This window comes from Micromonospora sp. NPDC005298 (assembly GCF_040607375.1).
GTDB lineage: Bacteria > Actinomycetota > Actinomycetes > Mycobacteriales > Micromonosporaceae > Micromonospora.
Map to the genome: position 1 here is coordinate 228,480 of NZ_JBEXGP010000003.1, position 25,788 is coordinate 254,267.

The 25,788-nt window shown below is 72.8% G+C and carries 22 protein-coding genes and 1 riboswitch; of the genes, 12 read left to right on the plus strand and 10 right to left on the minus strand.

What is annotated here, in order from left to right:
• The first annotated feature begins 52 nt into the window (after positions 1-52).
• The 3 genes from ABZS77_RS10060 to ABZS77_RS10070 all read left to right on the plus strand — a co-directional run bounded on the left by ABZS77_RS10060 (position 53) and on the right by ABZS77_RS10070 (position 3,994).
• Positions 53-2,719, plus strand: coding sequence for a S8 family serine peptidase (locus ABZS77_RS10060; RefSeq protein WP_354820136.1), 2,667 nt, complete (start codon positions 53-55; stop codon positions 2,717-2,719).
• Positions 2,720-2,734: 15 nt separating this feature from the next.
• Positions 2,735-3,670 carry a GNAT family N-acetyltransferase gene (locus tag ABZS77_RS10065; protein WP_354820139.1) on the plus strand — a complete coding sequence of 312 codons (936 nt, stop codon included), beginning with the start codon at positions 2,735-2,737 and terminating at the stop codon, positions 3,668-3,670.
• 78 nt (positions 3,671-3,748) lie between these two features.
• A complete protein-coding gene (locus ABZS77_RS10070; protein ID WP_354820142.1) occupies positions 3,749-3,994 on the plus strand; it encodes a hypothetical protein in 246 nt (81 codons plus the stop codon).
• 58 nt (positions 3,995-4,052) lie between these two features.
• Here the strand turns inward: ABZS77_RS10070 and groL are convergent, their stop codons facing one another.
• The 3 genes from groL to ABZS77_RS10085 all read right to left on the minus strand — a co-directional run bounded on the left by groL (position 4,053) and on the right by ABZS77_RS10085 (position 7,327).
• Positions 4,053-5,675: a chaperonin GroEL gene (gene groL / locus ABZS77_RS10075; RefSeq protein WP_354820145.1), complete on the minus strand. Its 1,623-nt coding sequence runs from the start codon at positions 5,673-5,675 to the stop codon at positions 4,053-4,055.
• A gap of 272 nt (positions 5,676-5,947) precedes the next feature.
• On the minus strand, positions 5,948-7,045 hold the full coding sequence (locus ABZS77_RS10080) for a hypothetical protein (protein WP_354820148.1): 1,098 nt from the start codon (positions 7,043-7,045) through the stop codon (positions 5,948-5,950).
• A gap of 81 nt (positions 7,046-7,126) precedes the next feature.
• A complete protein-coding gene (locus tag ABZS77_RS10085) occupies positions 7,127-7,327 on the minus strand; it encodes a cold-shock protein (protein WP_354820151.1) in 201 nt (66 codons plus the stop codon).
• A 266-nt stretch (positions 7,328-7,593) separates the two neighbouring features.
• On the opposite strand from ABZS77_RS10085, the gene ABZS77_RS10090 reads away from it, so the two are divergent.
• Entirely contained in the window at positions 7,594-8,124 is a 531-nt protein-coding gene (locus ABZS77_RS10090; RefSeq protein ID WP_354820154.1) for a GNAT family N-acetyltransferase, read from the plus strand.
• Between the two features lie 150 nt (positions 8,125-8,274).
• On the opposite strand, the gene paaN is transcribed toward ABZS77_RS10090, so the two are convergent.
• The 4 genes from paaN to ABZS77_RS10110 all read right to left on the minus strand — a co-directional run bounded on the left by paaN (position 8,275) and on the right by ABZS77_RS10110 (position 13,741).
• On the minus strand, positions 8,275-9,948 hold the full coding sequence (gene paaN, locus ABZS77_RS10095; protein ID WP_354820157.1) for a phenylacetic acid degradation protein PaaN: 1,674 nt from the start codon (positions 9,946-9,948) through the stop codon (positions 8,275-8,277).
• Between the two features lie 50 nt (positions 9,949-9,998).
• Positions 9,999-11,018, minus strand: coding sequence for a GNAT family N-acetyltransferase (locus ABZS77_RS10100; protein WP_354820160.1), 1,020 nt, complete (start codon positions 11,016-11,018; stop codon positions 9,999-10,001).
• A 254-nt stretch (positions 11,019-11,272) separates the two neighbouring features.
• Entirely contained in the window at positions 11,273-12,559 is a 1,287-nt protein-coding gene (gene thrC / locus ABZS77_RS10105; protein WP_354820163.1) for a threonine synthase, read from the minus strand.
• A 10-nt stretch (positions 12,560-12,569) separates the two neighbouring features.
• A riboswitch (SAM riboswitch) is annotated at positions 12,570-12,705 on the minus strand.
• Positions 12,706-12,772: 67 nt separating this feature from the next.
• Positions 12,773-13,741: a DMT family transporter gene (locus tag ABZS77_RS10110; RefSeq protein ID WP_354820166.1), complete on the minus strand. Its 969-nt coding sequence runs from the start codon at positions 13,739-13,741 to the stop codon at positions 12,773-12,775.
• 91 nt (positions 13,742-13,832) lie between these two features.
• On the opposite strand from ABZS77_RS10110, the gene ABZS77_RS10115 reads away from it, so the two are divergent.
• The gene (locus ABZS77_RS10115) at positions 13,833-14,138 is read left to right on the plus strand and encodes a metalloregulator ArsR/SmtB family transcription factor (protein ID WP_354820169.1); all 306 of its coding nucleotides are present in this window, start codon (positions 13,833-13,835) and stop codon (positions 14,136-14,138) included.
• A gap of 120 nt (positions 14,139-14,258) precedes the next feature.
• On the opposite strand, the gene ABZS77_RS10120 is transcribed toward ABZS77_RS10115, so the two are convergent.
• Complete coding sequence (locus ABZS77_RS10120; protein WP_354820172.1) at positions 14,259-14,708, minus strand: DoxX family protein; 450 nt, start codon at positions 14,706-14,708, stop codon at positions 14,259-14,261.
• A 465-nt stretch (positions 14,709-15,173) separates the two neighbouring features.
• Here ABZS77_RS10120 and ABZS77_RS10125 point away from each other — a divergent pair, with 465 nt between their 5' ends.
• On the plus strand, positions 15,174-15,767 hold the full coding sequence (locus tag ABZS77_RS10125; RefSeq protein ID WP_354820175.1) for a DUF4232 domain-containing protein: 594 nt from the start codon (positions 15,174-15,176) through the stop codon (positions 15,765-15,767).
• Here ABZS77_RS10125 and ABZS77_RS10130 read toward each other — a convergent pair.
• The gene (locus tag ABZS77_RS10130) at positions 15,757-16,623 is read right to left on the minus strand and encodes an ABC transporter permease subunit (RefSeq protein ID WP_354820178.1); all 867 of its coding nucleotides are present in this window, start codon (positions 16,621-16,623) and stop codon (positions 15,757-15,759) included. The two genes, ABZS77_RS10125 and ABZS77_RS10130, sit on opposite strands and share 11 nt — an antisense overlap.
• Complete coding sequence (locus ABZS77_RS10135) at positions 16,623-19,487, minus strand: alpha/beta fold hydrolase (protein WP_354820181.1); 2,865 nt, start codon at positions 19,485-19,487, stop codon at positions 16,623-16,625. The genes ABZS77_RS10130 and ABZS77_RS10135 overlap by 1 nt, the downstream gene beginning before the upstream one ends.
• Positions 19,488-19,858: 371 nt before the next feature.
• Here ABZS77_RS10135 and ABZS77_RS10140 point away from each other — a divergent pair, with 371 nt between their 5' ends.
• Genes ABZS77_RS10140 through ABZS77_RS10165 form a run of 6 tightly spaced genes read left to right on the plus strand, consistent with a single transcriptional unit; the run spans position 19,859 to position 25,749 of the window.
• Positions 19,859-21,052, plus strand: a complete 1,194-nt coding sequence (locus ABZS77_RS10140; RefSeq protein WP_354820184.1) for a hypothetical protein — start codon at positions 19,859-19,861, stop codon at positions 21,050-21,052.
• Positions 21,039-23,501: a sensor histidine kinase gene (locus tag ABZS77_RS10145; RefSeq protein ID WP_354820187.1), complete on the plus strand. Its 2,463-nt coding sequence runs from the start codon at positions 21,039-21,041 to the stop codon at positions 23,499-23,501. The genes ABZS77_RS10140 and ABZS77_RS10145 overlap by 14 nt, the downstream gene beginning before the upstream one ends.
• Positions 23,498-23,974 carry a roadblock/LC7 domain-containing protein gene (locus ABZS77_RS10150; RefSeq protein WP_208761057.1) on the plus strand — a complete coding sequence of 159 codons (477 nt, stop codon included), beginning with the start codon at positions 23,498-23,500 and terminating at the stop codon, positions 23,972-23,974. The genes ABZS77_RS10145 and ABZS77_RS10150 overlap by 4 nt, the downstream gene beginning before the upstream one ends.
• Positions 23,971-24,450: a DUF742 domain-containing protein gene (locus ABZS77_RS10155; protein WP_354820190.1), complete on the plus strand. Its 480-nt coding sequence runs from the start codon at positions 23,971-23,973 to the stop codon at positions 24,448-24,450. The genes ABZS77_RS10150 and ABZS77_RS10155 overlap by 4 nt, the downstream gene beginning before the upstream one ends.
• Positions 24,428-25,189 (plus strand): ATP/GTP-binding protein, encoded by a 762-nt coding sequence (locus tag ABZS77_RS10160; protein ID WP_354820192.1) that lies wholly within the window; start codon positions 24,428-24,430, stop codon positions 25,187-25,189. The genes ABZS77_RS10155 and ABZS77_RS10160 overlap by 23 nt, the downstream gene beginning before the upstream one ends.
• A gap of 38 nt (positions 25,190-25,227) precedes the next feature.
• Positions 25,228-25,749 carry a hypothetical protein gene (locus tag ABZS77_RS10165; RefSeq protein WP_354820195.1) on the plus strand — a complete coding sequence of 174 codons (522 nt, stop codon included), beginning with the start codon at positions 25,228-25,230 and terminating at the stop codon, positions 25,747-25,749.
• Positions 25,750-25,788 lie beyond the last annotated feature (39 nt).

Consider the following 25,788-nt stretch of genomic DNA (forward strand, 5'->3'; position numbering starts at 1 on the left):
CCGCCGTGGGGAGCGTGTCGACATGCGCCGCCCGCCCCGTACTGTGCGAGTCATGCAGGTCGGCTCCCCGTCACCCGCTGGTCAACCGCTGCCTCACCAGCCGCCACCGCGCCCGGCCAGCCCATGGCCGGTGGTCGCGGCCGTGCTGGTCGGCGCCTGGATCGTCGCGGTCACCGTGGCCACCCAGACCGGTGGCTGGCTCACCGACCAGGTGCTGCTGAGCTTCGGACGGGACCGGGTCGGCTGGCTCTGGCCGGTGCTGGGCGTCACCACGGTCGTCCTGGTGGGCACGCCCGCGCTGCTGCTGGCCGTGCTGCCCCGATCGGCGCCGGTGCGGGCCACCGGACGGGTGTGGCTCGCCGCCGCTCTCACTCTCGGGGTGCTCACCCTGCTGCGGATCGTGCCGCAGGTGCACCACGAGGCGTACCTCGCCGCGCTGGCCGCCGTGGCGGCACTCGCCACGCTCGCCGCGACCCGGTGGGCGCGCCGCCCCGCCGGCACCCGCGACCCCGCCACGCCCGACGGCCCCACGCCCGACGGCCCCACGCCCCACGGCCCCACGCCCCACGGCCCCACGCCCCACGGCCCCACGCCCCACGGCCCCACGCCCCACGGCCCCACGCCGCACGCCGACGCGGCGCAGGCTGGCGCGGCGCAGGCTGGCGCGGCGCAGGCCGGCACGGCGGACGCCGACGCACCGCAAGCCGGCGGCGGTCCCGAGCCGGCCGGGCGACGGTCCCGGCGACCCGGTGCGGTGCCACTGCTCGCCGTCGCCGCCGGGCTGGCCCTGCTGCTGCCCTGGGCCTGGCTGGGCGCGCTCGGCGGTCTGTTGGAGACCGTGCTCGCGCTGCTGGCCGCCTCCGCGATCGGCAGGCTGGCCGCCGCGCTGCTCGACGCGCCCCTCTGGTCCACCTTCGCGGTCGGCCGGCCACCCCGGCCGGCCCGCCTGGTGCTGGTGGGCGGCCTGGTGGCCGGGGTGGCGCTGGTGCTGCTCGCGGCGGGCACCGGCCAGTCCGGCGCCCAGCTACCCGCGCTGCTGACCCTGCCGCCGGCGGGCTTCACACTCGCCGCTCTCTGGGCCGCCACCTGGCGGTCCACCGCCGACCCGGAGGGCGCGGCGCGCGCCGGCCGGACGGCGACCGGCTGGCTGGTGGGACTGGGCGTACTCGGCCCGCTGGCGTTCACCGACCCGGAGGAGATCAGCCTGCTGCTGGTCGGCACCCGCGACGTGCCGTTCTGGGTGGCGGCCGCCGCCGGCGCCGGGCTCGCCGTGGCGGTCGCCGTCGCCATCGGGTACGCGGTCCTGCTGGCGCGGCAGTCGGCGCGCACCCCGAGCCGTCGGGTGGCCGCGATCGCCGCGGTGGTGCTGCTCGTGACGTTCGGCCTGGTGGACGTCGGCCCAGGGCAGCCCGGTCTGTACGGCGAGCGGCTGCTGGTGGTGCTGCGTGAGCAGGCCGACCTGACCGGTCTGCCGGCCGGCGCACCGGGCCGGGCCGGCCGGGACGCCCGGGCGACGGAGGTCTACCGGCGGCTGGTGGACACCGCCGAACGCAGCCAGGGGGACCTGCGCCGCGACCTGCGCCGGCTGGGGCTCGACCCGGTGTCGTACTACCTGGTCAACGCGGTCGAGGTGGACGGCGGCCCGGGGCTGCGGGCATGGCTCGCGCGCCGGTCGGAGGTTGCCCGGGTGCTGGTCAGCCAACGCCTGCGACCCCTGCCCGCGCCGGCCGGGCAGACCCGGGGCACCGCGCCCGCGCCCACCGGTCCGGAGTGGAACATCCGCCAGCTCGGCGCCGACCGGGTGTGGTCGCAGCTCGGGGTGACCGGCACGGGCATCGTCGTGGGCAGCTCGGACTCCGGGGTGGACGGCGTCCACCCGGCGCTGCGGGCGGGGTTCCGCGGTGGCGACGACTCCTGGTACGACCCGTGGAACGGCACCCGGTCCCCCACCGACAAGGGCGGGCACGGCACCCACACGGTGGGCAGCGCGGTCGGCCGGGACGGGATCGGTGTGGCGCCGGACGCCCAGTGGGTGGGCTGCGTCAACCTGGACCGCAACCTGGGCAGCCCCGGGCACTATCTGGACTGCCTCCAGTTCATGCTGGCCCCCTTCCCGGCCGGCGGGGACCCCTTCACCGACGGCCGGCCGGACCGCGCCCCGCAGGTGTTGACGAACTCGTGGGGCTGCCCGCCGATCGAGGGCTGTGACCAGAGGGTCCTGCGACCGGCCACCGCCGCGCTGGACGCCGCCGGGATCTTCGTGGTCGCCGCCGCCGGCAACACCGGCCCGTGGTGCGGGTCGATCGAGGACCCGCCCGCGCCGTACCCGGACGTGCTGACCGTCGGCGCGGTGGACGCGCAGCGGCGGGTGGCCGAGTTCTCCTCGCGCGGGCCGGTGGCCGGTGGTGTGGTCAAGCCGGACGTGTTGGCGCCGGGCGTGGGTGTGGTGTCGGCGATGCCGGGCGGCGGGTACGGCGTCCTGGACGGCACGTCGATGGCGTCGCCCCAGGTGGCCGGGGTGGTGGCGTTGATGTGGTCGGCGAATCCGGCGCTGGTCGGCGACCTGGCGCGGACGCGGCAGATCCTGCGGGACACCGCGACGCCTGCCGTGCCGACCTACCGTTCCCGCAATCGGGCGGACGCCTGCGGCAACCCGGCGAACGTGACGGGGGCCGGGCAGGTGGACGCCCTCGCCGCCGTCCGCGCCGCCCAGGGGTGATCTAGGGTCGCGACCATGGACGCCGAGATCACCATCACCGAGCTGACTCCCGACCTGGTCCCCGCCGTGGTGGGGCTCTGCGAGCGCGCACTCGACCTGGCTGAGGACGCCGCCGAGGCGGCCGCCATCGTCGACGTGCTCTGGCCCCGCGCCGCCGCCGACCGACAGGTGGTCGGGCTGGGTGCCCGGCGGGGAGCCGATCTGGTCGGGGTGCTGCTCTGCTCGGTGTCGCCGACCGACCCGGGAGTCGGGCACGTGGACCTGGTCGCGGTACTGCCGGACGAGCGGCGCCGGGGAGTGGGGCGGGCGCTGCTCGCGCGGGCCGAGGCGGTGCTCGCCGAGCGCGGGGTGTCCGAGGTACTGCTCGCCGGGAACCCGCCGTACTACGCGTGGCCGGGCATCGACGTGCGGTACACGCCCGCGGTCTGCGCCGCCCTGGCGCTGGGCTACCGGCAGGACCGGACGGCCTGGAACATGACGGCCGACCTGTCGTACGACGCTTCGTTGGCGTTGCGGTCCACCGAGGCGGCCGAGCGGCGGCTGGCCGAGCGGGGCATCACGGTACGGCGGGCGGAGCCGGCGGACCTGCCGGCGTTGACCGCTTTCGCCCGGGCCACCTTCGGCGGGACGTGGGACGGGGAGGTGGCCGGTTCGGTGGGCCGTACGGGCGCCGGCTGTCACCTGGCGGAGCGGGACGGGGAGCTGCTCGGGTTCGCCGCGTACGGGTCGTCGCGGCCGAGCTGGTTCGGGCCGATGGGCACCGCTCCGGCGGCGGAGGGCTCCGGGATCGGCGGGGTGCTGCTGCGTCGCTGTCTGCGCGACCAGCGGGCGGCGGGGCTGGATCGGGCGCAGATCGGCTGGGTGGGGCCGGTGCCGTTCTACTCGGGCAGCGCGGGCGCGCGGATCGAGCGGGTCTTCTTTCTGTACCGGCGGACCCTACCAGCGGCATAAGTGGGCAAATGGGGCATTGATTCATTCGCCCGCATCGCCCATCGACCGCCCCCTACCGTTTCGGTAGAGGAGGCAGCCATGACCACGGATGACGACCAGACCGAGGACGGCCCGCCGATCACCTGGAAACCGGTCAGCGACCTGCCCGGCCAACTGCCGTTCGACCGGCTCGACTACGGCGACGCCGAGCAACTGGCCGAGATGACCACCGACGGCGAGCCGGTGGTCGAGGAGCCGCAGGAGATGGTGGACGCCCCGATCCAACTGCTTCCGCCGTACGACCGGGCGCAGAAGAGGCGTAACCAGCGCCCACTGCCCACCTGACGACGAACGGGGCGGACTGCGTCAGCGGTCCGCCCCGTTCGGTGTGTCGGAACTGGACTCAGAAGTCCATGTCCCCGCCACCCGGGCCAGCCGGGGCAGCCGGGGTCTTCTCCGGCTTGTCCGCGACGACGGCCTCGGTGGTGAGGAAGAGCGCCGCGATGGAAGCGGCGTTCTGCAGCGCCGACCGGGTCACCTTGGCCGGGTCGATGATGCCCGCGGCCAGCAGGTCGACGTACTCGCCGTTGGCGGCGTTGAGGCCGTGACCCGCTTCGAGGTTACGGACCTTCTCCACCACGACGCCGCCCTCGAGGCCGGCGTTGACGGCGATCTGCCGCAGCGGGGCGTCGAGCGCGACCTTGACGATGTTGGCACCGGTGGCCTCGTCGCCGACCAGGTCCAGCTTGTCGAAGGCGGTCTTGCCGGCCTGCACCAGCGCGACGCCACCACCCGGGACGATGCCCTCCTCGACGGCGGCCTTCGCGTTGCGAACGGCGTCCTCGATGCGGTGCTTGCGCTCCTTGAGCTCGACCTCGGTGGCCGCGCCGACCTTGATGACCGCAACGCCGCCGGCCAGCTTGGCCAGCCGCTCCTGCAGCTTCTCGCGGTCGTAGTCGGAGTCGCTCTTGTCGATCTCGGCCCGGATCTGGTTGACCCGACCCTGGATCTGGTCGGCGTCGCCGGCACCGTCGACGATGGTGGTCTCGTCCTTGGTCACCACGACCTTGCGGGCGCGGCCCAGCATGTCGAGGCCGACGGCGTCAAGCTTGAGGCCGACCTCCTCGCTGATGACCTGACCACCGGTGAGGATGGCGATGTCGGCGAGCATGGCCTTGCGGCGGTCACCGAAGCCAGGCGCCTTGACGGCGACCGACTTGAAGGTGCCCCGGACCTTGTTGACGACCAGGGTGGCCAGGGCCTCGCCCTCGATGTCCTCGGCGATGATCAGCAGGGACTTGCCCGACTGCATGACCTTCTCCAGGATCGGGAGCAGGTCCTTGACCGACGAGATCTTGCTGTTGACGATCAGGAGGTAGGGGTCGTCGAAGACGGCCTCCATGCGCTCCGGGTCGGTCATGAAGTAGGCCGAGATGTAGCCCTTGTCGAAGCGCATACCCTCGGTGAGCTCCAGCTCGAGCCCGAAGGTGTTGCTCTCCTCGACGGTGATGACGCCTTCCTTGCCGACCTTGTCCATCGCCTCGGCGATGATCTCGCCGACGGTGCTGTCGCCAGCGGAGATGGAGGCGGTGGAGGCGATCTGCTCCTTGGTCTCGACGTCCTTGGCGAGCTTGGACAGCTCCTCCGAGACGCTCGCGACCGCGGCCTCGATGCCCCGCTTCAGGGCCATCGGGTTGGCGCCGGCAGCCACGTTGCGCAGGCCCTCGCGAACCAGGGCCTGGGCCAGGACGGTCGCCGTCGTCGTGCCGTCACCGGCGACGTCGTCGGTCTTCTTGGCGACCTCCTTGACCAGCTCGGCGCCGATCTTCTCGTACGGGTCCTCGAGCTCGATCTCCTTGGCGATGCTCACACCATCGTTGGTGATGGTGGGGGCACCCCACTTCTTCTCGAGCACGACGTTGCGGCCCTTGGGGCCGAGGGTCACCTTTACGGCGTCGGCGAGCTGGTTCATGCCCCGCTCGAGGCCGCGGCGCGCCTCTTCGTCGAACGCGATCATCTTGGCCATACGGCGTTGTCCTCCTGGACACTCACGGGCCACCCGAGATGTGTGCCCCGGATGGGCCGCCTGGTGTACGCACCTTGGGACGTCGCCACCTGGCGACGACGACGTCCTTCGGCCGGGCCGGATAGCCCGCGACGACCGGCCATGTGCCGCCCCGGCGTCTCCACGCCGGTGCAACCTGGCCCCACCGTCCCGACCATTGGCACTCACGGTATGCGAGTGCCAATGACTTGTTTAGCACTCTCCCCTGCCGAGTGCAAGCACGATGGTGCGGCTCAGCCGAGTTCCGCAGCCAGTCCGGTGCTGTTCACCGGCGCCTCATGCGACCGCTGCTCGGCGTACGTGACCAGCAGACCGATCAACTGGGCGAGGTGCGCCGGCAGTGCCAGCACGGCCGAGAGGGCGATCACCGCGACGATGCCGATCGCCGTGTCCGGCGACGAGAGCGGGTCCGTACCCAGCGGGACGGAGAGGATCGACTCCAGCACCGACGGGATCACAGTGGCGACGATCACCACCGCGACGACAAGCGCCACCCGACCGAGCAGCAGACCGAGCCGGTCGTGGAACATCCGGAACGACCGCCCGATCGGGTTCTGCCGCTCGAACAGGTAGACCGGGCCGGCCATGCTCAACGCCAGGGTCAGGTAGATGCCCGGCAGCACGCAGAAGCAGACGCCTACCCCGATCAGCAGACTGATCAGCAGCGACCAGCCCCACAGCCCGAGCGCCCGCCGTACGCCGTACCGCAGCGCCGGTCCCAGCTCGACGGCCTCCCCCGCCGCCTGGCGGGTGATCACCCAACTGCCGGCGGCCCAGCCGACGGCCTGCACCAGCCCGATCAGCAGGCTGCCGCCGACCAGGACGGAGAGCAGAGCCACCAGGTCGGTGACGAACGTGTCCGGCAGGCTGGACGGGGATTCAGACTGCACCTCCCAGCGGGCCGACGGGTCCACACCGAGGGAGATCACCGAGAGCACGGCTGCCGGCGCCACCTGGGTGAGCAGCATGATTGGCACCAGCAGCCGCCAACCCCTGCGCAGCGCCGCCCCACACCTGGCGGACCAGCCACCGAGACCGGCGCCTGGCGGTGTGACCAGGGGGTCGTTCGGGTCGTAGCCGTGACCCGGCGGGTACCAGCCGACCGGGGGCCCCGGATACCACGACTGGCCCGGGTAGGGGTCGGCGCCCGGCGGGTAGCCGCCGGTGGGCGGGAACACCCACTGCGCGGGCGCCGCGGGCGTACCCCAGCCGCCCTGGGCGGGATCCCAGCCCGGCGGCGGACCGGCCGGGCCGCCGGTTGCGCCCGGGTCGGACGGGCCCGGCTCCCCCGGCCCGGGAGGCGGGGTGGGCGGGGGCGGCTGGTCGGTCATGAACCCTCCTCAGCATCGGCTGGAACGGTTCACGATCTTCCCGGCTGCGTGCTCGTAGCGCAGCCCCCGACGCGCGGAAAATCAGATGACGCGTACGTGCTCGGCCTGGGGGCCCTTCTGACCCTGGGCGACCTCGAACTCCACCCGCTGGCCGTCGTCCAACGCCTTGTAGCCGTCCATCTCGATCGCGGAGAAGTGGACGAACACGTCCTGACCGCCGTCGACGGCGATGAAGCCGTAGCCCTTCTCGGCGTTGAACCACTTCACGGTGCCCTGTGCCACGGTGCACTTCCTCACTCTGCGCGGCGTTCCTGCCCCGGCGCGCGGCATGGCCGAGCGCGCGGACCACCGTCCGGCGATCGATGACGGCCGCTGAAACGGGTGACCGAAATCGCACGCTACACGAGGAGTGACGGCCGCGCACGACCACAAATCGGGCATATTCCAGGGGGTGTCGGTGCGGGCGGCGAGCCCGGGTTGCCGATCAGAGGATCCACGTCCGTGATTGCGACCAAAAACCGTTTCCAGCCCTGTGATAGGCATGCGGCATGACCACCGACACGGGCTCACCGGCCCTGCGGCAGGCGCAGATCCGCCGGGTCCGGCCGGAGGACGCCGCCCGGATGCGGGCGCTGCGCCTGGAGATGCTCGCCGACGCGCCGCTGGCCTTCCTGGAGACGATCGCCGACGCGGCCGCCCGCTCCCACGCCGAGTACGCGGCCCGGGTGGCGTACACCTCGCGTGGCACGGAGACGGCGCAGTTCGTGGCCGATCCGGGTGGCCGGTTCGTCGGACACGCCGGTGGCACGGTGGCACCCCGCGAGGCGGGACTGACAGTCATCTACGCGGTCTACGTCACGCCAGCGTGGCGGGGCAGCGGCCTGCTCGGCGAACTGGTCGACGAGGTGGCCGCCTGGTCGAGGGCGTGCGGCCGGCCGGAACTGCTGCTGGAGGTGGTGGTCGGCAACGACCGCGCCTACCGCGCCTACCAGCGGCTGGGCTTCGAGGACACCGGTGTACGGGTCCCCCACCCCACGGTCCCAGCCCTGACCGAGCTCCAGATGCGCCGCCCCGCCTAGGACCCCGTCCCACGGCAGAACCCTGGTGATGCCCACAAGAGCCGGCGCGCCACCGTGCCCACGAAGGGTTTCCGGGGCAGCCCGACCCGCGCGGGGATCAAGCCTGACCGCCCGGAGCGGGTCGGGCTGCCCCGGAAACCCCAACCGCACCTACACGTGCCGCCGAGACTGGACGATCCGGAAGCGGTTGGCCACGTAGGCGCCATCGGTCAACGCCGAGTTGGCCGCCGCGTTCGCGCCGCTGCCGTGGAAGTCGGAGAACGCCGCCGACTGGTTCACGAACACCCCGCCGGTGAGGTTGCAGGACAGGTGCACCCCGACCTCGACCGCGACCGCCTCGGTGGCGTCCAGCACCGCCTCGTCCGTGGAGTAGACCCCGGCGGTGAGCGCGCCCTTCTCGCCGACCGTCCGGCGCAGCAACTCCAGGCTGTGCGCGGTGGAGTCGGTGGCGATGGCGAAGGAGATCGGCCCGAACCACTCCCGGCCGTACGTCTCCGCGTCGTCCGCCGCCAGCTTCACGATCGTCGGGGTACGCACCACCGCGTCGGCGTACGACGGGTGCGCGACGGTCCGCGACTCGAGGACCGGCTCGCCGACCTTGGTCACCTCGGCCAGCCGCTCCAGCACCCCGTCGTTGACGATGGCGCCGGTCAACTCCACACCCCGGGCCGGGTCGGCGGTGAGCTTGCCGACCGCCGCGGCGATCCCCCCGGCCACCTCGTCGAAGCTCTTGTGCCCCTGGTCGGTCTCGATGCCACCGGCCGGGATGAGGATGTTCTGCGAGGTGGTGCACATCTGCCCGCTGTAGAGGGTCAGCGTGAAGCCGAGGTTGCGGCACATGCCGGCGAAGTCGTCGGTGGAGTCGATCACCACCGTGTTCAGACCGGCCTTCTCGGTGTAGACCGACGCCTGCCGGGCGTGCGTCTCCAGCCAGTCGCCGTACTCGGTGGAGCCCGTGAAGTCGACGATCTTGACGGAGCGGTGCAGGGCCAGGTCGCTTGCGAGCTTCTCACCTGGCGCCTCGGCCGCAAGCAGGATCAGGTTCGGGTCGAAGCCGGCCTCGGCGAGCACCTCCCGGGCGTACTTCACGGTGACGGCCAGGGGCAGCACCGCGCGCGGGTGCGGCTTGACGATCACCGGGTTGCCGGTGACCAGCGAGGCGAACAGCCCCGGGTACGAGTTCCAGGTCGGGAAGGTGTTGCAGCCGATCACCAGCGCCACCCCACGCGGCACCACGTGGAACGTCTTGGTCATCCGCAGCGGGTCACCCTTGCCGGCGGCCTTCTCCCAGCCGGCCGTCCCCGGGTGCCGGGTCATCTCGGCGTACGCGTACGCCAGCGCCTCCAACGCCCGGTCCAGTGCGTGCGCGCCGCCGGCCTGGAAGGCCATCACGAACGCCTGCCCACTGGTGAACTGCACCGCGTTGGCCAGCTCGAAGATGTGCTTGTGCAGCCGGTCGAGGATCTCCAGGCAGACACCCACCCGGGCCTGCGGGCCGGCGTCACGCCAGGCCGGCAGCGCGGCGGAGGCGGCGCGGATCAGCTCGTCGGTGCCGGCGTGCGGGTAGCGCACCGCCAGCTCCACCCCGAACGGGCTCGCCTCGGTGGCGACCCGTGCGCCGGCGCCCGGCTGGTCGAGGGGGAAGTCGCCACCGAGGTACGCCTCGAAGGCGGCCTTACCGTCGGCGGCGGCGGTCTCGCCGTACACCCGGGGGCTGGGGGATTCGGGATACGCGGACCAGTAGCCCCGCTCCGTGATCGCGGTCAGCGCACGGTTGAGGGTGTCGGCGTGCCTGTCGTACAGGGGATGCGGGGTCTCCGTCATGCCCGCCATCATGCCTGAGTCAGGTCCGTGAGCAGTAGCGCCGATCCTCGTCAGAGGGTGAGCTGCCAGTCGGTCCAGGCGTCCACCGGGCGGAAGCCGAGCTGCTCGTTGATCGCCACCATGTAACTGTTGCTGGCCGCGTTGAAGGTGTCGATGACGCGTACCGCCGGCTCGTGGGTGAGTAGGTGGTGCAGGTTCTCCGCCTTGGCGACGAGACCGAGCCGGTGCCCCCGGTGGGCCGGGTCGACGATGGTGATCTGCTGGTAGGCGTGCCAGTCGGCGGTGGCACCGACGTCGAGCAGGGTCCAGGCGACCAGCCGCCCGGACTCCTCGTGCCGCATCCCGAGGTGGTAGCGCCGCCGGCCACGGGCGTCAAGCGCCCGTTCGTTGCCCCGGATGCGTTCGGCGTCCACGTGCTCCGGCTCCCACTGCACGTCGCCCATCGGCGCGTCCATCAGCAGCCGGCCGTCGAGGTAGGCGATGTCCGCGACGTACTCCTGCGGGGTGGAGCCCTGCCAGCAGACCGACCGGTAGCCCTCGGCGCGCGGGGTGGCCTCGGCGAGCGCCGCCCGCAGCGCCAGCCGGTCGATGTCGGCGACCGCGAGACGCCGACGCACCTCGGCAAGTGCGGGCTTGGCTCCGTTCGCGGCCGCGAACGCGTCGCCCGCGATGCTTCGGGCCGGCCCGTCGGGCAGCGCGGAGACGGCCATCGCCACCACCCTCTTGCGTCCGTGCTCGCGGAGCAGGCGTACCCCGTACTCGTGCAGGGCCCGGCCGACGCCCCGGCGCCGCAGCTCCGGATGCACAACCAGATCGGCGGTGGCGTTCTCGGTGTTGTCGAGGGAGGGCAGGCCCAGCTCGAGGTAGCCGGCCGGTACGCCGTCGAGTCGGGCCAGCGCCCAGAGCGACTCGGTGCCGGGCATCGGGGTGTGGAACAGCGCATCGAAGCGGCGCCGGCAGAACGGCGGGAGGTCCGGCAGGTCGGCGGCGCCTGCCGCCGCGCCGATCCGGTACGCCTCGTCGACCGCTGCCCGGTCGGCGCCGTCGAACGACGCGATCGTGATGCTCATGCCGCTGAGCGTGCACCTCGCAAAAGCGATCGGGCCAGCGAATTAATCGCTGGCCCGATCGGACGTGGTCGGGAGGGACACTCGCACAACGCCTCCGGCGTTGGGTCGCAAGAACTTCAAAAGTCTTCGGCGAAATGCCCTCCCGCACGGAGCATCTTGCGCCGTCCGGTTCCTGTCGTCAAGTCCGTAGCGGTGGGTTTTCCACACTCACAGCGAAATCCCAGTTACCCGGCGGATCGCCCAGGCGGGACCGGTCAGCCGAGGAGGCCGGCGTCCCGGGCGGCGCGCAGCGAGGGCTTGATGTGGTGGGTCGGCCCGACCTGGCCGGCCACCGCGTCGATGGTCTTGAGGCCCTCGCCGGTGTTGAACACCACGGTCTCCGCCGTCGGGTCGAGCCGACCGGACTCGACCAGCTTGCGGAGGACCGCCACGGTGACCCCGCCCGCGGTCTCGGCGAAGACACCCGTGGTGCGGGCCAGGTCGCGGATGCCGGCGCGGATCTCGTCGTCGTCGACGTACTCCATCCAGCCGCCGGTGCGGCGGACCGCCTCCAGGGCGTAGAGGCCCGCCGCCGGGTCCCCGATGTTCAGCGACTTGGCGATGCCTGTGGGCTTGACCGGGGTGATCGTGTCGGTGTCGGCGTGCAGGGCGGTGGCGATCGGGTTGCAGCCGGCCGACTGCGCACCGAAGACCTTCCAGCCGCCGGCCGGCGCCTCGACCAGGCCGATCTCGACCAGCTCGGAGAACGCCTTGTCGATCTTGGTGAGCAGTTCGCCGCTGGCCATCGGGATGACCACCTGGGCGGGGATCCGCCAGCCGAGCTGCTCGGCCACCTCGTAGCCGAGGGTCTTGGAACCCTCCGCGTAGTACGGACGGACGTTGACGTTGACGAACGCGGTGTCCTCGAACTCGTCGGTCTCCACCAGCTCGCCGCAGAGCCGGTTGACGTCGTCGTACGAGCCGTCGATGGCGACCAGCTCGCCGCCGTAGACGGCGGTGGTGATGACCTTGCCCTGCTCCAGGTCACTGGGGATGAAGACCACCGACGGCACCCCGGCGCGGGCGGCGTGCGCGGCCACCGAGTTGGCCAGGTTTCCGGTCGACGCGCAGGCGAACCGGGTGAAGCCGAGCGCCTTCGCGGCGGTCAACGCCACCGAGACGACCCGGTCCTTGAACGAGTGGGTGGGGTTGGCGCTGTCGTCCTTGACCCAGAGCGGCGCGGTGATGCCCAGGTCGGCGGCGAGGTGCGGGGCCGCCACCAGCGGGGTCAGCCCCGGGTCGAGGGTGACCCGGGTGGCCGGGTCCTGGCCGGCGGGCAGCAGTGCCGCGTAACGCCAGATGTTGTTCGGACCGGCTTCGATCTGCTCCCGGGTGACCGTGGCGAGGGCGGCGGTGTCGTAGTCGACCTCCAGCGGGCCGAAACACTCGTAGCAGGCGTGCTGGGCGGCGAGCGGGTAGCGGGCCGAACAGGCGCGGCAGACCAGGGCGCGGGCGGGGCTGGCGGAGGTGTCGATACCGGGGGCGGCGAGCGTCGACGTCATGTCGAGGGTCCTCTCATCTTTCCCCGCATCGCACGGTGCGGCGGGGACGGAATTGGCACCTGCCCCGCATGTCGCTCAGCGGTGAGCGCGCGGGGTGGTTGCCGGGGCGTCGTCGGGCCGTATCCCTCAGCCCCTCTGGATGAGGTATGCAGTTGTGCCGTCGAGTCTAGGCAACGTTGCCGGTGGCCTCCACCAGGCGTCCCAGGGAGTGGGTCAGCGGGCGCTCACCGCCATGGAGTCGACCACCGCGATCGGGTCGGTGACGGCGGTCGGTTGCGGCAGGGTCGACGGGCGGGTCCGCGCCCTGGTGGAGAGGTTCGCGGCGATCAGCGCGGCGATGGTGATCGCCGCACCGACCAGCTCGACCGGATCGGGCCGGTAGCCACGTGCGATCTGCACGGCGAACGTGGTCACCGGTACCAGGTTCATGAACAGCGCGGCGTTGGCGGCGCCGAGCCGCTGCACACCGGTGTTCCAGGCCAGGACGGCGATCACGGCGCCCACGACGACGGCGTACGCCAACTGCGGGGCGACCGCCACCAGGTCGGCGGCGGCCGGCGCGTGCTGCCAGCCGACGGCGTCGGCGCCGATGCTCGCGGCGAGCATGGCGGCGGTGCCGGAGATCGCGGTGAGCGTCGTGAAGCGCAGCGGCGACCACTCACCGAACCTGCTGGCCCCGTGGGTGTAGATGCCCCAGCCGAGCACCGCGCCGATCATCATCAGGCCGCCGAGGCCGAACTGGCCGAGCCCGGCCAGGCTGCCGCGGGTGATCACCAGGCCGACGCCGAGGAGCGCCACCAGGGAGAGTGCCAGCAGGAGGGGCTTGGGGCGTACGCCGTCGCGGACCCAGCGGACCAGTTGCGTGATCACCGGGGTGGTCGCCACGAACAGGGCGATCTGCTGCGGGGCGGCGTGTTCGAGGGCCAGGCTGGTGAGCAGGTTGAACCCGGCGAACCCGACGACGCCGAGCACCACCACCTCGACCGCTCGGCCGCCGTGGCGCAGCGCGCCGGCACCCTCGCGGAGCAGCAGCACGCCGACCAGGACGAGGGCGGCCAGCAGGTAGCGGGCGGTGGTGAGGTTGAGGGGGTCGACCCGGGTCAGCGCGCTGGCCAGGACGGGGAACATCACTCCCCAGCCGACCACGGCGAGAAGCGGGTACGCGGTGGCACGGGATCGCATCGTCAGCTCCAATGTTCGAGTATCGTCGAACCAACGAAACCGACCCTAGGAGCTTGTTCGACAATTGTCGAACAACGGTTACACTGGTCACATGGAGCCGCACGAACCCGACCTGACAGCCGTACCGGTCACCGCCGTGCTGGCCGCACTCGCGGACGACGTGCGGTTGCAGATGGTCCGGGCGCTCGCGGAGAGCGGCGAGGCCGCCTGCGGCACCCTCGACTTCGGCGTCTCCAAGGCGACCCGCAGCCACCACCTGAGGGTGCTGCGCGAGGCGGGCCTGACCCGCACCCGGGCCGCCGGCACCAGCCGCTACGTGCGGCTCCGCCGCGACGAGCTGGACAGGCTCTACCCGGGCCTGCTGGACGCGGTCCTCACCCCACGCCCGCCGGCCTGACGTCGCACCCTCGGCTCTGGGGCTGAGCCGTCGACGACCCCACGAGGGCGTCGCTCCCGCCCGGGCGCGGCGCCGGAGCCGCCTCGTCGAGGCTCCGACGCCGCGCGGACAGGGGTGCGGTCAGACGGACACCGGGCTGGGCTCGGCCACCGACGGCGAGGACGCCTCGCCGCGGCTGCGGAAGAGCAGCGCGTCGAGCGCCCACGGGCCCGAACCGAGTGCGGCGACCAGCAGGAACGACCAGCAGAAGAGCGCTGCCTGCTCACCGCCGTTGCGCAGCGGGAGCAGGCCGTCGGGCTGGTGCACGACGAAGTAGGCGTACGCCATCGAGCCGGAGGCGAGGAGCGCTGAGGGTCGGGTGAAGAGCCCGACCAGCACCAGCGCGCCGCAGACGAGCTGGATGAGGGCGGCCCACCAGCCCGGCCAGGTGCCGAGCGGTACCGCCTTGCCGGTCATCGGGTTGCCGCCGAACAACCCGAAGACCGAGGACAGGCCGTGCAGTGTGAACAGCAGTCCGATCACGATGCGGAACAGGGACAGGATCGGCCCGCCGAGCCGAGAGACGTTCATGGAGACCTCCATAGATGGACATCGATGCCTACCTATGATGGGGCATGGAACCGGCAGCGGTCACAACTTCTTTGCTGGTGGGAAAATCCCCGGTCGAAACATGTCAGGGTCAGACCCTGGGCGACGAGCGGCCTCAGCGGTGCGCCACCCGGGCCGCCACCGTGGGAGCGCTCCCGGGATGACGGTACAGCCTGTCACGCGGCCCGTACAGCCTGTCGAGCTGCCCCGGAGGTGGGGCAGTTGGTCGAGCCGCGAAGAGATGCTGCGGCCGCAGATCACGAGCGATGTCGCAAACGATTCAGCTCCACCGGCGCACCAGGTTGTCCCGCCAGCCGGCCGGGGGCAGCGCCGCCCCGGATCTGGGGCAGCTCTACAGGTCCCGAGCAGCGGACGGCAGGTCGGCACCCGGGCGAGCTGCGAGGGGCCGGGCAGCGGTGGAACGCCTCCGTAGGCGAGGATCGGCAAATGATCACGCGAGCACTGCGACGGGCCAGCGCAGCGGTCGCGGCGGCTCTCCTGCTCGCCGCCTGCACCGTCGACGAACATCGGGACGCGGGCGGGGACCCCACGGGCCCTCCGCCGACACCGCCGAGCCCCACCCCGTCGGCCAGCGTCGAGCCGGTGGCCGAATGCCCGGAGTCCGGCGTTCGGATCCGGTCCACCGGAGGGGATGCGGCGATGGGGTTGCGCGCCCTCGGCCTGGAACTGGTCAACTGCGGTGACCGCCTCTACCAGCTCAACGGGTACCCGGTGGTGTGGGTCCTGAACGAGCAGCGCAAACCGATCATTCTGCGGGTCTTCAACGGCGCGAAGGAGATCACGTCGGGCTTCGACCAGCCACCGCAGCAGGTCACGTTGAAAGCCGGTGAGCGGGCCACCGCCGTGGTGCTGTGGCGGAACCTGGTCACCGATCCGACGGTGGTGGCGACCGACGGGGCGTACCTGACAGTGGCGCCCGCCGCCGGCCAGCCGGCCCAGGACGTCGACCCGGACGGCCCGATCGACGTGGGCAACACCGGGCGGATCGGCGTGAGCGCCTGGCGGAAGGCTACGACGTGATGTCCTTGCGGGTGAACCGCCAGAACGCCAACCCCCAGAACAGCGTGGCGTAGCTGATCGCGGAGATGCAGCCGCGTACCACGTCGTCGGTCTGCACCGGGGTGGAGAGCAGCCCCAGCCAGGCGGTGCTGAAGTGGGTGGGCAGGAAGTCCCGCAGCGCGCCCAGGGCGGTGATCTGGTCGAGGATGCTCGACAGGATCCACAGGAGCACGGCACCGCCGACCGCGCCGAGCGCGGCGTCCGTCGTCACCGACAGCAGGAAGGCCAGCCCGGCCACCACCAGGAGTACGACAGCCAGGTAGCCCAGCACCGCCAGCAACCGGAGCAGCCCCTCGGTCGGCTCCAGTTCGGCGGCGACAGTGCTGCGCAGCGGCGACCAGCCGTAGCGCAGCGTGCCGGCGACAAGTGCCGTACCGGCCAGCAGCAGCAGGGCCAGACCCGAGTACGCGAGCGCGACAACCAGCTTCACCGTCAACAGCCGGGCCCGGGGCACCGGGACGGCCAGCAGGTAACGCAGGCTCCCCCAGCTCGCCTCGCTCGCCACCGTGTCGCCGCAGAACAGCGCGACGACCACCACCAGCAGGAACGACGCCGACACGAAGATCGAGAAGAGGGTGAAGTTGAGGCCGCCGGAGGTGGCCAGGTCGACCAGGCTGGAGAACTCGTTGTTGCCGTTGTCGTCGTCGCCGCCGGAGTTGAACTGGAACGCGATCAGGATGATCAGCGGCAGCAGCACCATGAAACCGAGCGCCAGCTGGGTCCGCCGCCGGGACGCCTGCCGGCGGAACTCCGCGCTGAACGGCATGGTGGCCGACGGCCGGTAGCCACGGGCCTCACCCGCGTCAGTAACAACCATCACCGGTCACCGCTTCCCCGAGAGTTCTCGCCCACCAGGGCGAGGAACGCGTCCTCCAGGCGCCGCCGGGGCACCACCCGGTCCACCCCGATGCCGGCGCGCACCAGCTCGGCCACCACCTCGCTGCGGGCCGTGCCGTTGGTGTCGACCACCAGCTGGCCGTCGCTCTCCGGCAGGACCCGGACGCCGTGCAGCCGGTCCAGCACCGCCCGCGCGGCGACCGGGTCGGAGACGTCGAACAGCACGCTCGGCGACTCGCCCACGATCTCCTCCACCGGCCCGGACGCCACGATCCGGCCCTTGTTGACCACCACCGCGTGCGTACAGGTCTGCTCCACCTCGGCCAGCAGGTGGCTGGAGACCAGCACCGCCCGGCCGTCCGTGGCGTAGCGCTGGAGCACCCGGCGCATCTCGGCGATCTGCGGCGGGTCGAGCCCGTCGGTCGGCTCGTCGAGTACCAGCAGCTCGGGAAGGCCGAGCATGGCCTGGGCGATGGCGAGGCGTTGGCGCATGCCGTGGCTGTAGTTCTTGATTTTCCGGTGCACCGAGTCGCCCAGCCCGGCGATCTCCAGCGCCGCGTCGAAGTGCGCGTCCTCCCACGGCCGCCCGGTGGCCCGCCAGTACGCCTTCAGGTTGTCCAGACCCGACAGGTGCGGCAGGAAACCCGGCCCCTCCACCAGCGCACCGATCCGGGACAGCACCGGCGAGCCGGGCACCAGCCGCCGACCGAAGACGTAGATCTCGCCGGCGGTCGGCTGGGTCAGCCCCATCAGCACCCGCAGGGTGGTGGTCTTGCCGGCGCCGTTCGGCCCGAGCAGACCCACCACCTGACCGGGGTGCACCTCGAAGTCCACGTTCGACACCGCGACGAAGCCGTCCGCGTACTCCTTGCGCAGTGCGCGCACGGCCAGCGGCGTGTCCGCGTACTCCGGATGCACCGAGCGGTCCTGGCGGCGGTGCCGGCGGCGGACCACGGCGACGACCACGACGAGCCCGATCGCGATGGCGGCGAGCAGGCCGGCGAGCACCCAGCGCCAGACCGTCGCCGTGGTGGGAATGGGCTCGCCGGCGACCGTGGGCAGACTGACCGCGCCGTCCGCCGCCACCGTGTAGACGGTGGGCGCGGCCGGCGTGGTGTACGCCTGGTCCGAGGTGGCCACCACCAGCCGCAGCCGGTGCCCGGCCTCCACCCGGCGGACGATCCCGGGCAGCGTCACGGTGACCGGGCGGGCGTCCTGCACCCGCTGCGGCAGGCCGGTGAGCCGGATCGGGGCGACCAGGCCGTTCGGCAGAGTGGCAGCGCCGTCCTTGTCGACGTCGTAGAGCTTGACGAAGAGCACCGCCTCGCCGGTCGGCGACGCGGCCCGCAGGCTAACGGTGGGCGCACCGGCGACGTCCACCGCCTCGGTCAGCGGCGTCGACTCGAAGCGGGCGTGCTGACCGGGCACGTCCCCGGCCACCCCGCCGAGCAGCGAGGTGAGCCCGCCCGCGAACGGGATGGACGAGATGGCGGCCGGGTTGCCGTTCGGTGGGTTCGCGATCGACTGCGCGGGACCGGCGACCGCCACCTCCCGGCGGCTGGTGCCGGCCAGACCCGGATAGTCGGCGCGCCGGAAGCCGGTGGCGACAAGCCCCCGGTCGAGCGCGTCGAAGCCGGCGATCCGCGACCAGGTGAAGTCGTCGCCGGGCGCGTCGCCCTCGCCCTTGACGTAGTGGTCGAGCCACTGGACGGTCAGGAACTTCACCCGGTCCGAGTCCGAGCGGGGGCCGGCGCCGCCGTCGTGCCCGCCGGTGAACCAGGCGACCCGTACCGGGGTGCCGGCGGCGGCGATGCCCTTCGCGTTGGTGTCCGCCTCGCCGAGGGGGAAGAGGGTGTCCGCCTCGCCCTGCACCAGCAGGGTCGGAGCCTTGATCTTGTTCAGTACGCCCGCCGGGCTGGAGCGGCGCAGCAGGTCCACGGCGGCCTGGTCGGCCTGGCCGGTGGTGGCGATCCGCAGGTACGCGGCGCACACGTCGGCGGCGAACCGCCCGCAGGACGGGTCGGCGGCACCCGTGGGAGCGCCGCCGGGGCCGGTGCCAGGGCCGGCACCCGGGCCGGGGCTGGGCGGCCCGGCCGACGCCGGCGCACCCTCCGGCTGGGCGGCGGTCACACCTGACAGTCCGGCCGGGCCGGTGCCCACGTTGCCGCCCCCGCCGAAGAAGAGGCCGGCCCAGCCCTTCTTGAACACGCCCTCGGTCGGCGCGCCACCGGTGCTCTCCGGCAGGAACGCCCGGGACAGGTCGTTCCAGGTGATCATGGGGACGATCGCGTCGACCCGCGGGTCCTGGGCGGCCAGCAGCAACGCGAGCCCGCCGCCGTACGAGCCACCGACCACGCCGACCTTCGGATCGCCGGCCGCATCGGTGCGCACCTCCGGCCGGGCGGCAAGCCAGTCCAGCAGCCGCTCGGCGTCGCGCACCTCGTAATCCGGGTTGTCCAGGTGGATCTCGCCGCCGCTGCGGCCGAAGCCCCGCGCGGTCCAGGTCAGCACCGCGTAGCCGCGCCCGGCGAACTCCTCCGCGTCCGAGCGCACCGACTCCTTGGTGCCACCGAACCCGTGCGCCAACAGCACGGCCGGCACCTTCCGCCCCGGCGACGCGTCGTCCGGCAGGTAGAAGGTGGTGTCCAGGTCCACCGGCTGGTCGCCGGCCGGCCCGGACCGGACGGTGAGCATCGCGCTCTCGGTGCGTACACCCGAACCCTGCGGCCACACCGCCCAGGTCACGGCGGCCGCGAGCAGCACGACGACGACTGTCGCGGCGATCGCACGGCGGCGGGTGGGCAGGGCACGCCGGATCCACGCGGCCGGCGACGGCGATCTCATGCGGCACACGGTACGGCGCGCAGCCTGAGCGTTGGCTGAGATCCGCCGTACGTCTGTCCGGTTGCTCCGATCGGTGATCCGCAACGGTGCGACCGCGCATCGTCGGACGCGGCCCAGTGAGTTGAGTTCGGATCCTGTGAATTCCGATCTTCCTCAGATATCCCCCTCGATCCCTTCATGTCACACCCATCGACAGAACGCAGCGTGTTGTCAACCAGGACGAACCGTCACGTCGCCCTTACTGACGCAAAGCCGACTCGCCGACACCGGTCCGGACCACCGAGGTTCGATTAGTTTTCCGGTCCGGTGCACGGGACCCATCGGCGAAACCCACCGTGCCGCCCCCAGCCCGACGCCGGAGGAGACACACCATGGCAGTCCCCGCACCGCGGGCCCGTCGACGGCACTCCACACTGGGCCGACTGCTACCGCTGCTTCTCGTCGCGGCGCTGCTGGCACCTGTGGGTCTGCTCCTCACCCAGACCTGGCAGCACACCGGCGACGACCGGGACCTGGCCGCCCGGGAACGACTCGGCGTGCAGTACCTGCGCGCCCTCGCCCCGGTCACCGACGCGCTGGTGGACGCCCAGTCCGGCGCGGTCAGTGGCCGCCCCGCCTCCCGTGACGCGCTCACCCGGGCGGTCGACGAGGCCGCGGCGGTGGACGCCCGGATCGGCGTCGAACTCCGCAGCCAGGAACGCTGGGCCGGGCTGCGGGCCAAACTGGAGGCGCTGCGGGTCCGCGGTCCCGCCGACCCGGAGGCCGCCTTCACCGCGTACAGCGAGGCGACCGACCTGCTGCTGGCCCTGCACCGCAAGGTCCGGGAGAGTTCCGGGCTGGTGCGCGACCCCGTCGCGGACTCGTTCTTCCTTCAGGACAGCGCCGGCCAGGAACTGCCCGAGGCGGTGGTCGGCGCCGGCCGGCTCACCGACCTGGGCACCCTCGTGGCCCGCCGGCCGGCCGCCCAGCAGCCCCGCGGCCTGCTCGAACTGACCGCGCTACGGGTGTCCGCCCTGGCCCCCGCCTCCGACGTCGTCGACAACCTCAGGTCCGCCGTGGACGGCTCGGAGAGCACCGACCTGGGCGCCAACGTGCTGACCCCGCTCGACAACTACCAGCGCTCGGTGGAGGCGCTTGCCGCGTACTCCCTGCCCTCCGGCGAGTCCGCGCCACTGGACGCGGGTCGGCTCGGTGCCGCCGGGCTCAACGCGCACACCGCCGCCCGGCAGCTCCAGCCGGTCATCCTCGCCGAGCTGGACGCCCTGCTGGCCGACCGGATCGACGACCTGGACCGGGACCGCTGGCTGATCGTCGGCGCCGTGGTGGTCTTCGTGCTGCTGGCCGGCTGGCTGGCCGCGCTGCTGATCGCCGCAGACCGTCGGGCCCGCCGCCGCGCCGCCACGCCCACCGCCGGCGCCCCCGGCCCCGACGAACCAGCGGCGGCGGACAGCTGGCAGCCACCGACCGGCGTGGGACGACCCAGCGACCAGCGGGCGCTGCAACCGGTCAGCGCCGCCCGCGAACCGGAAGCCACTCCGTGGGGGCCGTTCGATGCTGCTCGCTAGGCTCCGGATCCGCGGCAAGCTCGCGCTGCTCGTGGTGATCCCACTGCTCAGCATGGTCGGCCTCGCCGTGCCCGTGGTGCTCGAACGGGTGACCGCGGCGCAGCGCGCCGGCGACATCACCGACCGGGTACGCCTCGCCAGCCGGGTCGGCAGCCTCGTCCAGGACCTCCAGCAGGAACGCATCCTCTCCGTCGGCTTCCTGCTCGGCCGGGTCGAACGCGCCGAGGTGATCCGCAAGTCCGCCGACGTGGACGACCGGGTGGCCGACCTGCGGGCCGCCGGTGGCGCGGCGCTGACCGACCAGGTCGACCGCGCCCTGAACACGGTGTCCAGCCTCGACGACATCCGCACCGCCGTGCTCGGCCGGGCCGCCAACCCCGGCCAGGTGGTGAGCGCGTACGGCCCGGTCAACATGGGGATCATCGCGTCGCTGCGGCTGATGGTCGGCGTGGACACCGACACGTTGCCCGGCCGTCAGGTGCTCGCCCTGGACGGCCTGCTGCGCGCCGACGAGGGCCTGGCCGCCTGCGCCACCCTCAGCCTGCTGGTCAAGGCGGTCGGCACCCCGGACACCACAGCCGGCTACGTGGCGTGCATCGCCGCGCTCCAGGTCGACAACCAGCGCTTCCGCAGCCTCATCACCCCCGAACAGCTCAAGGTGTCCCAGCTCAACGACGCCGCCGTGGCCGCGCGTACCAGCCCCGACTTCCTGGTCACCAGCGCCCGGGACCCGGCCCGCGCGGTCCGGGACGTACCCATGGACGCGCTCTTCCCCGCCGTACGCACGATGATCCGGCTCGGCCAGTTCGTCGAGAAGAAGCTCGTCGCCGACGTACTCGCCGAGGTCACCGCCGAGCAGCGACGGGCACTGACCGCCGCGTACCTGGTCGGCGCGGCGGCGGCGCTGATCCTGGCGTTGGTGGTGCTGCTCAGCGCGGCGGTCGCGCGTACGGTGGCCCGCCCGTTGACCCAGCTCACCCGCTCCGCCGACCGGGTCGCCCGGGTCGCCGAGGCGGAACTGGTACGGGTCACCGACGACGAGACCGAGAGCGCCCAGCAGGTCCGGTTGGAGCCGGTGGACATCCGGGCCAACGACGAGATCGGCGACCTGGCCCGGGCCTTCGACCGGGTGCAGAGCACCGCCGCCCAGCTCGTCGAACGGCAGGTCGTCGGCCGGCGCAACGTGGCGCAGATGTTCGGCCACGTCGGGCGGCGTACCCAGAACCTGGTGGGCCGGCAGATCGCGCTGATCGACCGGCTGGAGCAGCAGGAGGCCGACCCAGGTCGGCTGGAACACCTGTACCGGCTCGACCACATCTCCAGCCGGCTGCGGCGCAACGCCGGAAGCCTCGTGGTGCTCTCCGGGTCGGCCGGCGCGGACGCGCACACCGCACCGGTGCCGTTGGCCGACGTCGTCCGGCTGGCGCTGGGTGAGATTGAGGACTACACCCGGGTGGAGGTGCGGGTGCCGGCCGGGGTGTCGGCCGCGCCGGCGGTGGTCGGCGACCTCGTCCTGGCGCTTGCCGAGCTGATGGAGAACGCCACGGTCTTCTCCCCGCCGCACACCCGGGTGCTGGTGACCGGTGAGACGTCCGGGCTGGGCGCCCGGATCACCGTCGTGGACCACGGCATCGGCATGTCCGAGCAGCGGCTGGCCGAGGAGAACGCCCGGCTCACCCGCCGCGAACGCCTCGACCTCGCGCCGACCGAGGTGCTCGGCCTGTTCGTGGTGGGCCGGTTGGCCCGCCGGCACGGCTGGGAGGTCAGCCTGACCGCCACGCCGGGCGGCGGGGTGAGCGCCCAGGTGGACATCCCGTCGGTGTCGCTGGTGCTGCGACGCGCGGACCCGGTCGGCGCCGTCGTGGCCCGGGTCGCGGTGCCCGACCGGCGTACGACGCCGCCCCCCGAGCGCGGCACGCCGGCCCTCGCGGTGGCGGCCACCGCCGCCGTCCATCTCGACTCGGACCTGCTCAGCCGGGCGACCCGCAGCCTGGAGTCCGGCCCGTCCTGGGACGCGTTCGGCACCAGCACCGACCAGGCGGAGCCCGCCGAGCCGACGCCGCCGCGCCCCGAGCCCTCGGGTGCGCCGGCCAACCCCCGGATCCGACAGCGGGTCCCCGGGGCAAGCCTGACCGCCACCACCAACCCCACGAAGCCGGTGGACGCCACCACCGCCGACCCGGCGGCGGCCCGCGCGCTCGTCGAGGCCTTCCAGTCCGGCGTACGCCGGGCCGAACGCGGCGGTCCGACCGCTCCCGACCGGCCCCTGCTCAGTCGACGGGTCCCCGGCGCGAACCTGACCGTCACCCCGCCCGGTCCGCCGGCCAGCACACACCTCGGCGACCCGGCCGAGGTGCGCCAGCTCATCACCGAGTTCGAGGAGGGCGTCGCCCGTGCTCTCCGCGACGTCAGCCCCGACCACCGGAACGAAGAAGGATCATCACGGTGACCAGCCCCTTTGTGCACGACAACGTCGACCACCAGAACCCCACCGGCACGGCCGGTGATCTCAGCCCGGAGGCACGCACCTTCAACTGGCTGCTGGACTCCTTCACCTCCAGCACCGCCGGGGTGCTCGAGGCGATCGCGGTCTCCTCGGACGGGCTGCTGATGGCCATGTCGGCGATCAAGGACCGGTCCAACGCGGAGCGACTCGCCGCCGTGGTCTCCGGCATGACCAGCCTCGCCGGCGGCGCGGCCAGCTGGTACGCGCTGGGCGGCCTGAACCGGGTGATCGTCGACATGGCCGACGGCTACCTGTTGATCAGCGCGATCAGCAGCGGTTCCGTGCTCGGCGTGGTCGCCGACCGGTCGGCGAACCTGGGCACCGTGGCGTACGAGATGACCCTCTTCGCCGGGCGGGCCGGAAACGCCCTCACCCCGCGGCTGATCGTCGAACTGAAGAACGCCGTCCAGCAGTGACCCCCGACGTCGCTGGCGAGGAACCGGACCCGGAACCCGGGGCACGGATCCGCCCCTACCTGCGTACGCCCCCGCCCGGGGACGCCGCGCCGGCGGCGACGACGCAGCCCGAGCCCACCGGTGGCCGGCCGGCCGCCCCCCGGCCGTTCGTGCTCACCTCCGGACGGGTCACCGGCGCCGATCCGGCGATCGGCCTGGAGACGCAGGTGACCGTACGCGCCGAGAGCGGTTGGTGGACCGGCACGCAGGATGCGCTGTTGGCACCGGAACACCACGCGATCATCGCGCTCTGCGCCGAGCCGATCTCGGTGGCGGAGTTGTCGGCCCGGACCCGGCTGCACTTCGGTGTGACCCGGGTCCTGGTCGGTGACCTGCGGGCCGCCGGGCACCTGGACGTACACGTCACCGACTCCGACGAAGCGTACGACCCCGACCTCATCCTGCGAGTGATTGATGGACTCCGTGCGATCTCCTGAATGGCCGGTCGCCCCGCTGGGGGGTCCCGCCGGCAACAGCGCCACCGCCCGGTACGGCATGCCGCCGGCCACCGGCCCCCTGCTCGGACGCGCCGGCCAGCCGGCGGCCGCACCGCCGCCGTACCGACCGCCGGCCGGCGGTGACGGGACGACGCCGCCGCCGGGCGGGCGACGGGCCGCTCCACCGGTGCCGGTCAAGATCCTCGTCGCGGGTGGTTTCGGGGTGGGCAAGACCACCACGGTGGGGGCGATCTCCGAGATCGCGCCGCTGACCACCGAGGCGGAGATGACCACCGCCGGGATCGGCGTGGACGACCCGGGTACCCGGTCGACCAAGACCACCACCACGGTGGCGATGGACTTCGGTTGCGTGACGATCGACCGCAGCCTGAAGCTGTACCTGTTCGGCACGCCCGGGCAGACCAGGTTCGGCTTCATGTGGGACGACCTGGCCCGCGGCGCGCTCGGCGCGCTGGTGGTCGTGGACAGCGCCCGGTTGGACGACTGCTTCCCGGCGGTCGACTTCTTCGAACAGGCCGGGCTGCCGTTCGTGGTCGGGGTCAACGCCTTCGACGGCCGGCTGGCCCTGCAACTCGACGAGATCCGGTGGGCGCTCGCCATCGGCGAGCATGTACCCCTGGTGCAGTTCGACGCCCGGGACCGGCTCTCGGTGCGGGACGCCCTGCTGGTCGTCCTGGACCGCGCGCTGGACCGGGCCACCCGGGACAGGAGGGCCTGAGCCGACCGGCTCCGGCCGCGGCGGGAAGGGGTGATCTGGTGAGGGGCGACCTGGACGAGACGCTGGCCCGACTGGCTCGGCGCGAGGAGGCGCTGCGCCGGCGGGCCAACGACCGCGTCGACAGCACACCACCGCCGGAACCGGCCGGCGACCCGACCCACCACCCGAGCGGCCACACCGAACCCCGCGACACCGGGCCGGGGCGGCACGCGGGGCGGGACGTCCCCGACGAGCCGGCCGGATGGGGTCCGGTCGAGGAGGTCGCCGAGGCGGTCCGCCAGATCGTCGGCGCTCACCCGGGGCTGGCGGTGACCGTCCGGGTGGAGCACGCCGGGCGGACGTACCCGCTGCGGGTGTCCTGGGACGGCCCGCACGTCACGGTCGGCCCGGAGCCAGCGGCGGCGCCGCTGGAATCTCCGCCGGCCTGGCCGATGTCGGGGCGGACGGTGCCGGCGTGGGCACCGGGCCCGGACGGCCTGTCCCCCGACCCGGCGGCCCGCCTGGCCGAGTTGATCCGGCGGGACCCGTCGCTGCTCGACGAGTTGGACCCACGGCGCTGACCCGGCGCGGGACTCGCCACGGGCGGCTACGGTCGGGCG

Excerpts from the sequence above, each read along its gene's own strand:
- ABZS77_RS10125 (WP_354820175.1), top strand. The coding sequence starts at position 15,174 with ATGATCACGCGAGCACTGCGACGGGCCAGCGCAGCGGTCGCGGCGGCT.
- ABZS77_RS10065 (WP_354820139.1), top strand. The coding sequence starts at position 2,735 with ATGGACGCCGAGATCACCATCACCGAGCTGACTCCCGACCTGGTCCCC.
- ABZS77_RS10120 (WP_354820172.1), bottom strand. The coding sequence starts at position 14,708 with ATGAACGTCTCTCGGCTCGGCGGGCCGATCCTGTCCCTGTTCCGCATC.
- thrC (WP_354820163.1), bottom strand. The coding sequence starts at position 12,559 with ATGACGTCGACGCTCGCCGCCCCCGGTATCGACACCTCCGCCAGCCCC.
- ABZS77_RS10115 (WP_354820169.1), top strand. The coding sequence starts at position 13,833 with ATGGAGCCGCACGAACCCGACCTGACAGCCGTACCGGTCACCGCCGTG.
- ABZS77_RS10130 (WP_354820178.1), bottom strand. The coding sequence starts at position 16,623 with ATGGTTGTTACTGACGCGGGTGAGGCCCGTGGCTACCGGCCGTCGGCC.
- ABZS77_RS10145 (WP_354820187.1), top strand. The coding sequence starts at position 21,039 with ATGCTGCTCGCTAGGCTCCGGATCCGCGGCAAGCTCGCGCTGCTCGTG.
- ABZS77_RS10100 (WP_354820160.1), bottom strand. The coding sequence starts at position 11,018 with ATGAGCATCACGATCGCGTCGTTCGACGGCGCCGACCGGGCAGCGGTC.
- ABZS77_RS10070 (WP_354820142.1), top strand. The coding sequence starts at position 3,749 with ATGACCACGGATGACGACCAGACCGAGGACGGCCCGCCGATCACCTGG.
- ABZS77_RS10135 (WP_354820181.1), bottom strand. The coding sequence starts at position 19,487 with ATGAGATCGCCGTCGCCGGCCGCGTGGATCCGGCGTGCCCTGCCCACC.
- ABZS77_RS10140 (WP_354820184.1), top strand. The coding sequence starts at position 19,859 with ATGGCAGTCCCCGCACCGCGGGCCCGTCGACGGCACTCCACACTGGGC.
- ABZS77_RS10090 (WP_354820154.1), top strand. The coding sequence starts at position 7,594 with ATGACCACCGACACGGGCTCACCGGCCCTGCGGCAGGCGCAGATCCGC.
- ABZS77_RS10160 (WP_354820192.1), top strand. The coding sequence starts at position 24,428 with ATGGACTCCGTGCGATCTCCTGAATGGCCGGTCGCCCCGCTGGGGGGT.
- groL (WP_354820145.1), bottom strand. The coding sequence starts at position 5,675 with ATGGCCAAGATGATCGCGTTCGACGAAGAGGCGCGCCGCGGCCTCGAG.
- ABZS77_RS10080 (WP_354820148.1), bottom strand. The coding sequence starts at position 7,045 with ATGACCGACCAGCCGCCCCCGCCCACCCCGCCTCCCGGGCCGGGGGAG.
- ABZS77_RS10110 (WP_354820166.1), bottom strand. The coding sequence starts at position 13,741 with ATGCGATCCCGTGCCACCGCGTACCCGCTTCTCGCCGTGGTCGGCTGG.
- paaN (WP_354820157.1), bottom strand. The coding sequence starts at position 9,948 with ATGACGGAGACCCCGCATCCCCTGTACGACAGGCACGCCGACACCCTC.
- ABZS77_RS10060 (WP_354820136.1), top strand. The coding sequence starts at position 53 with ATGCAGGTCGGCTCCCCGTCACCCGCTGGTCAACCGCTGCCTCACCAG.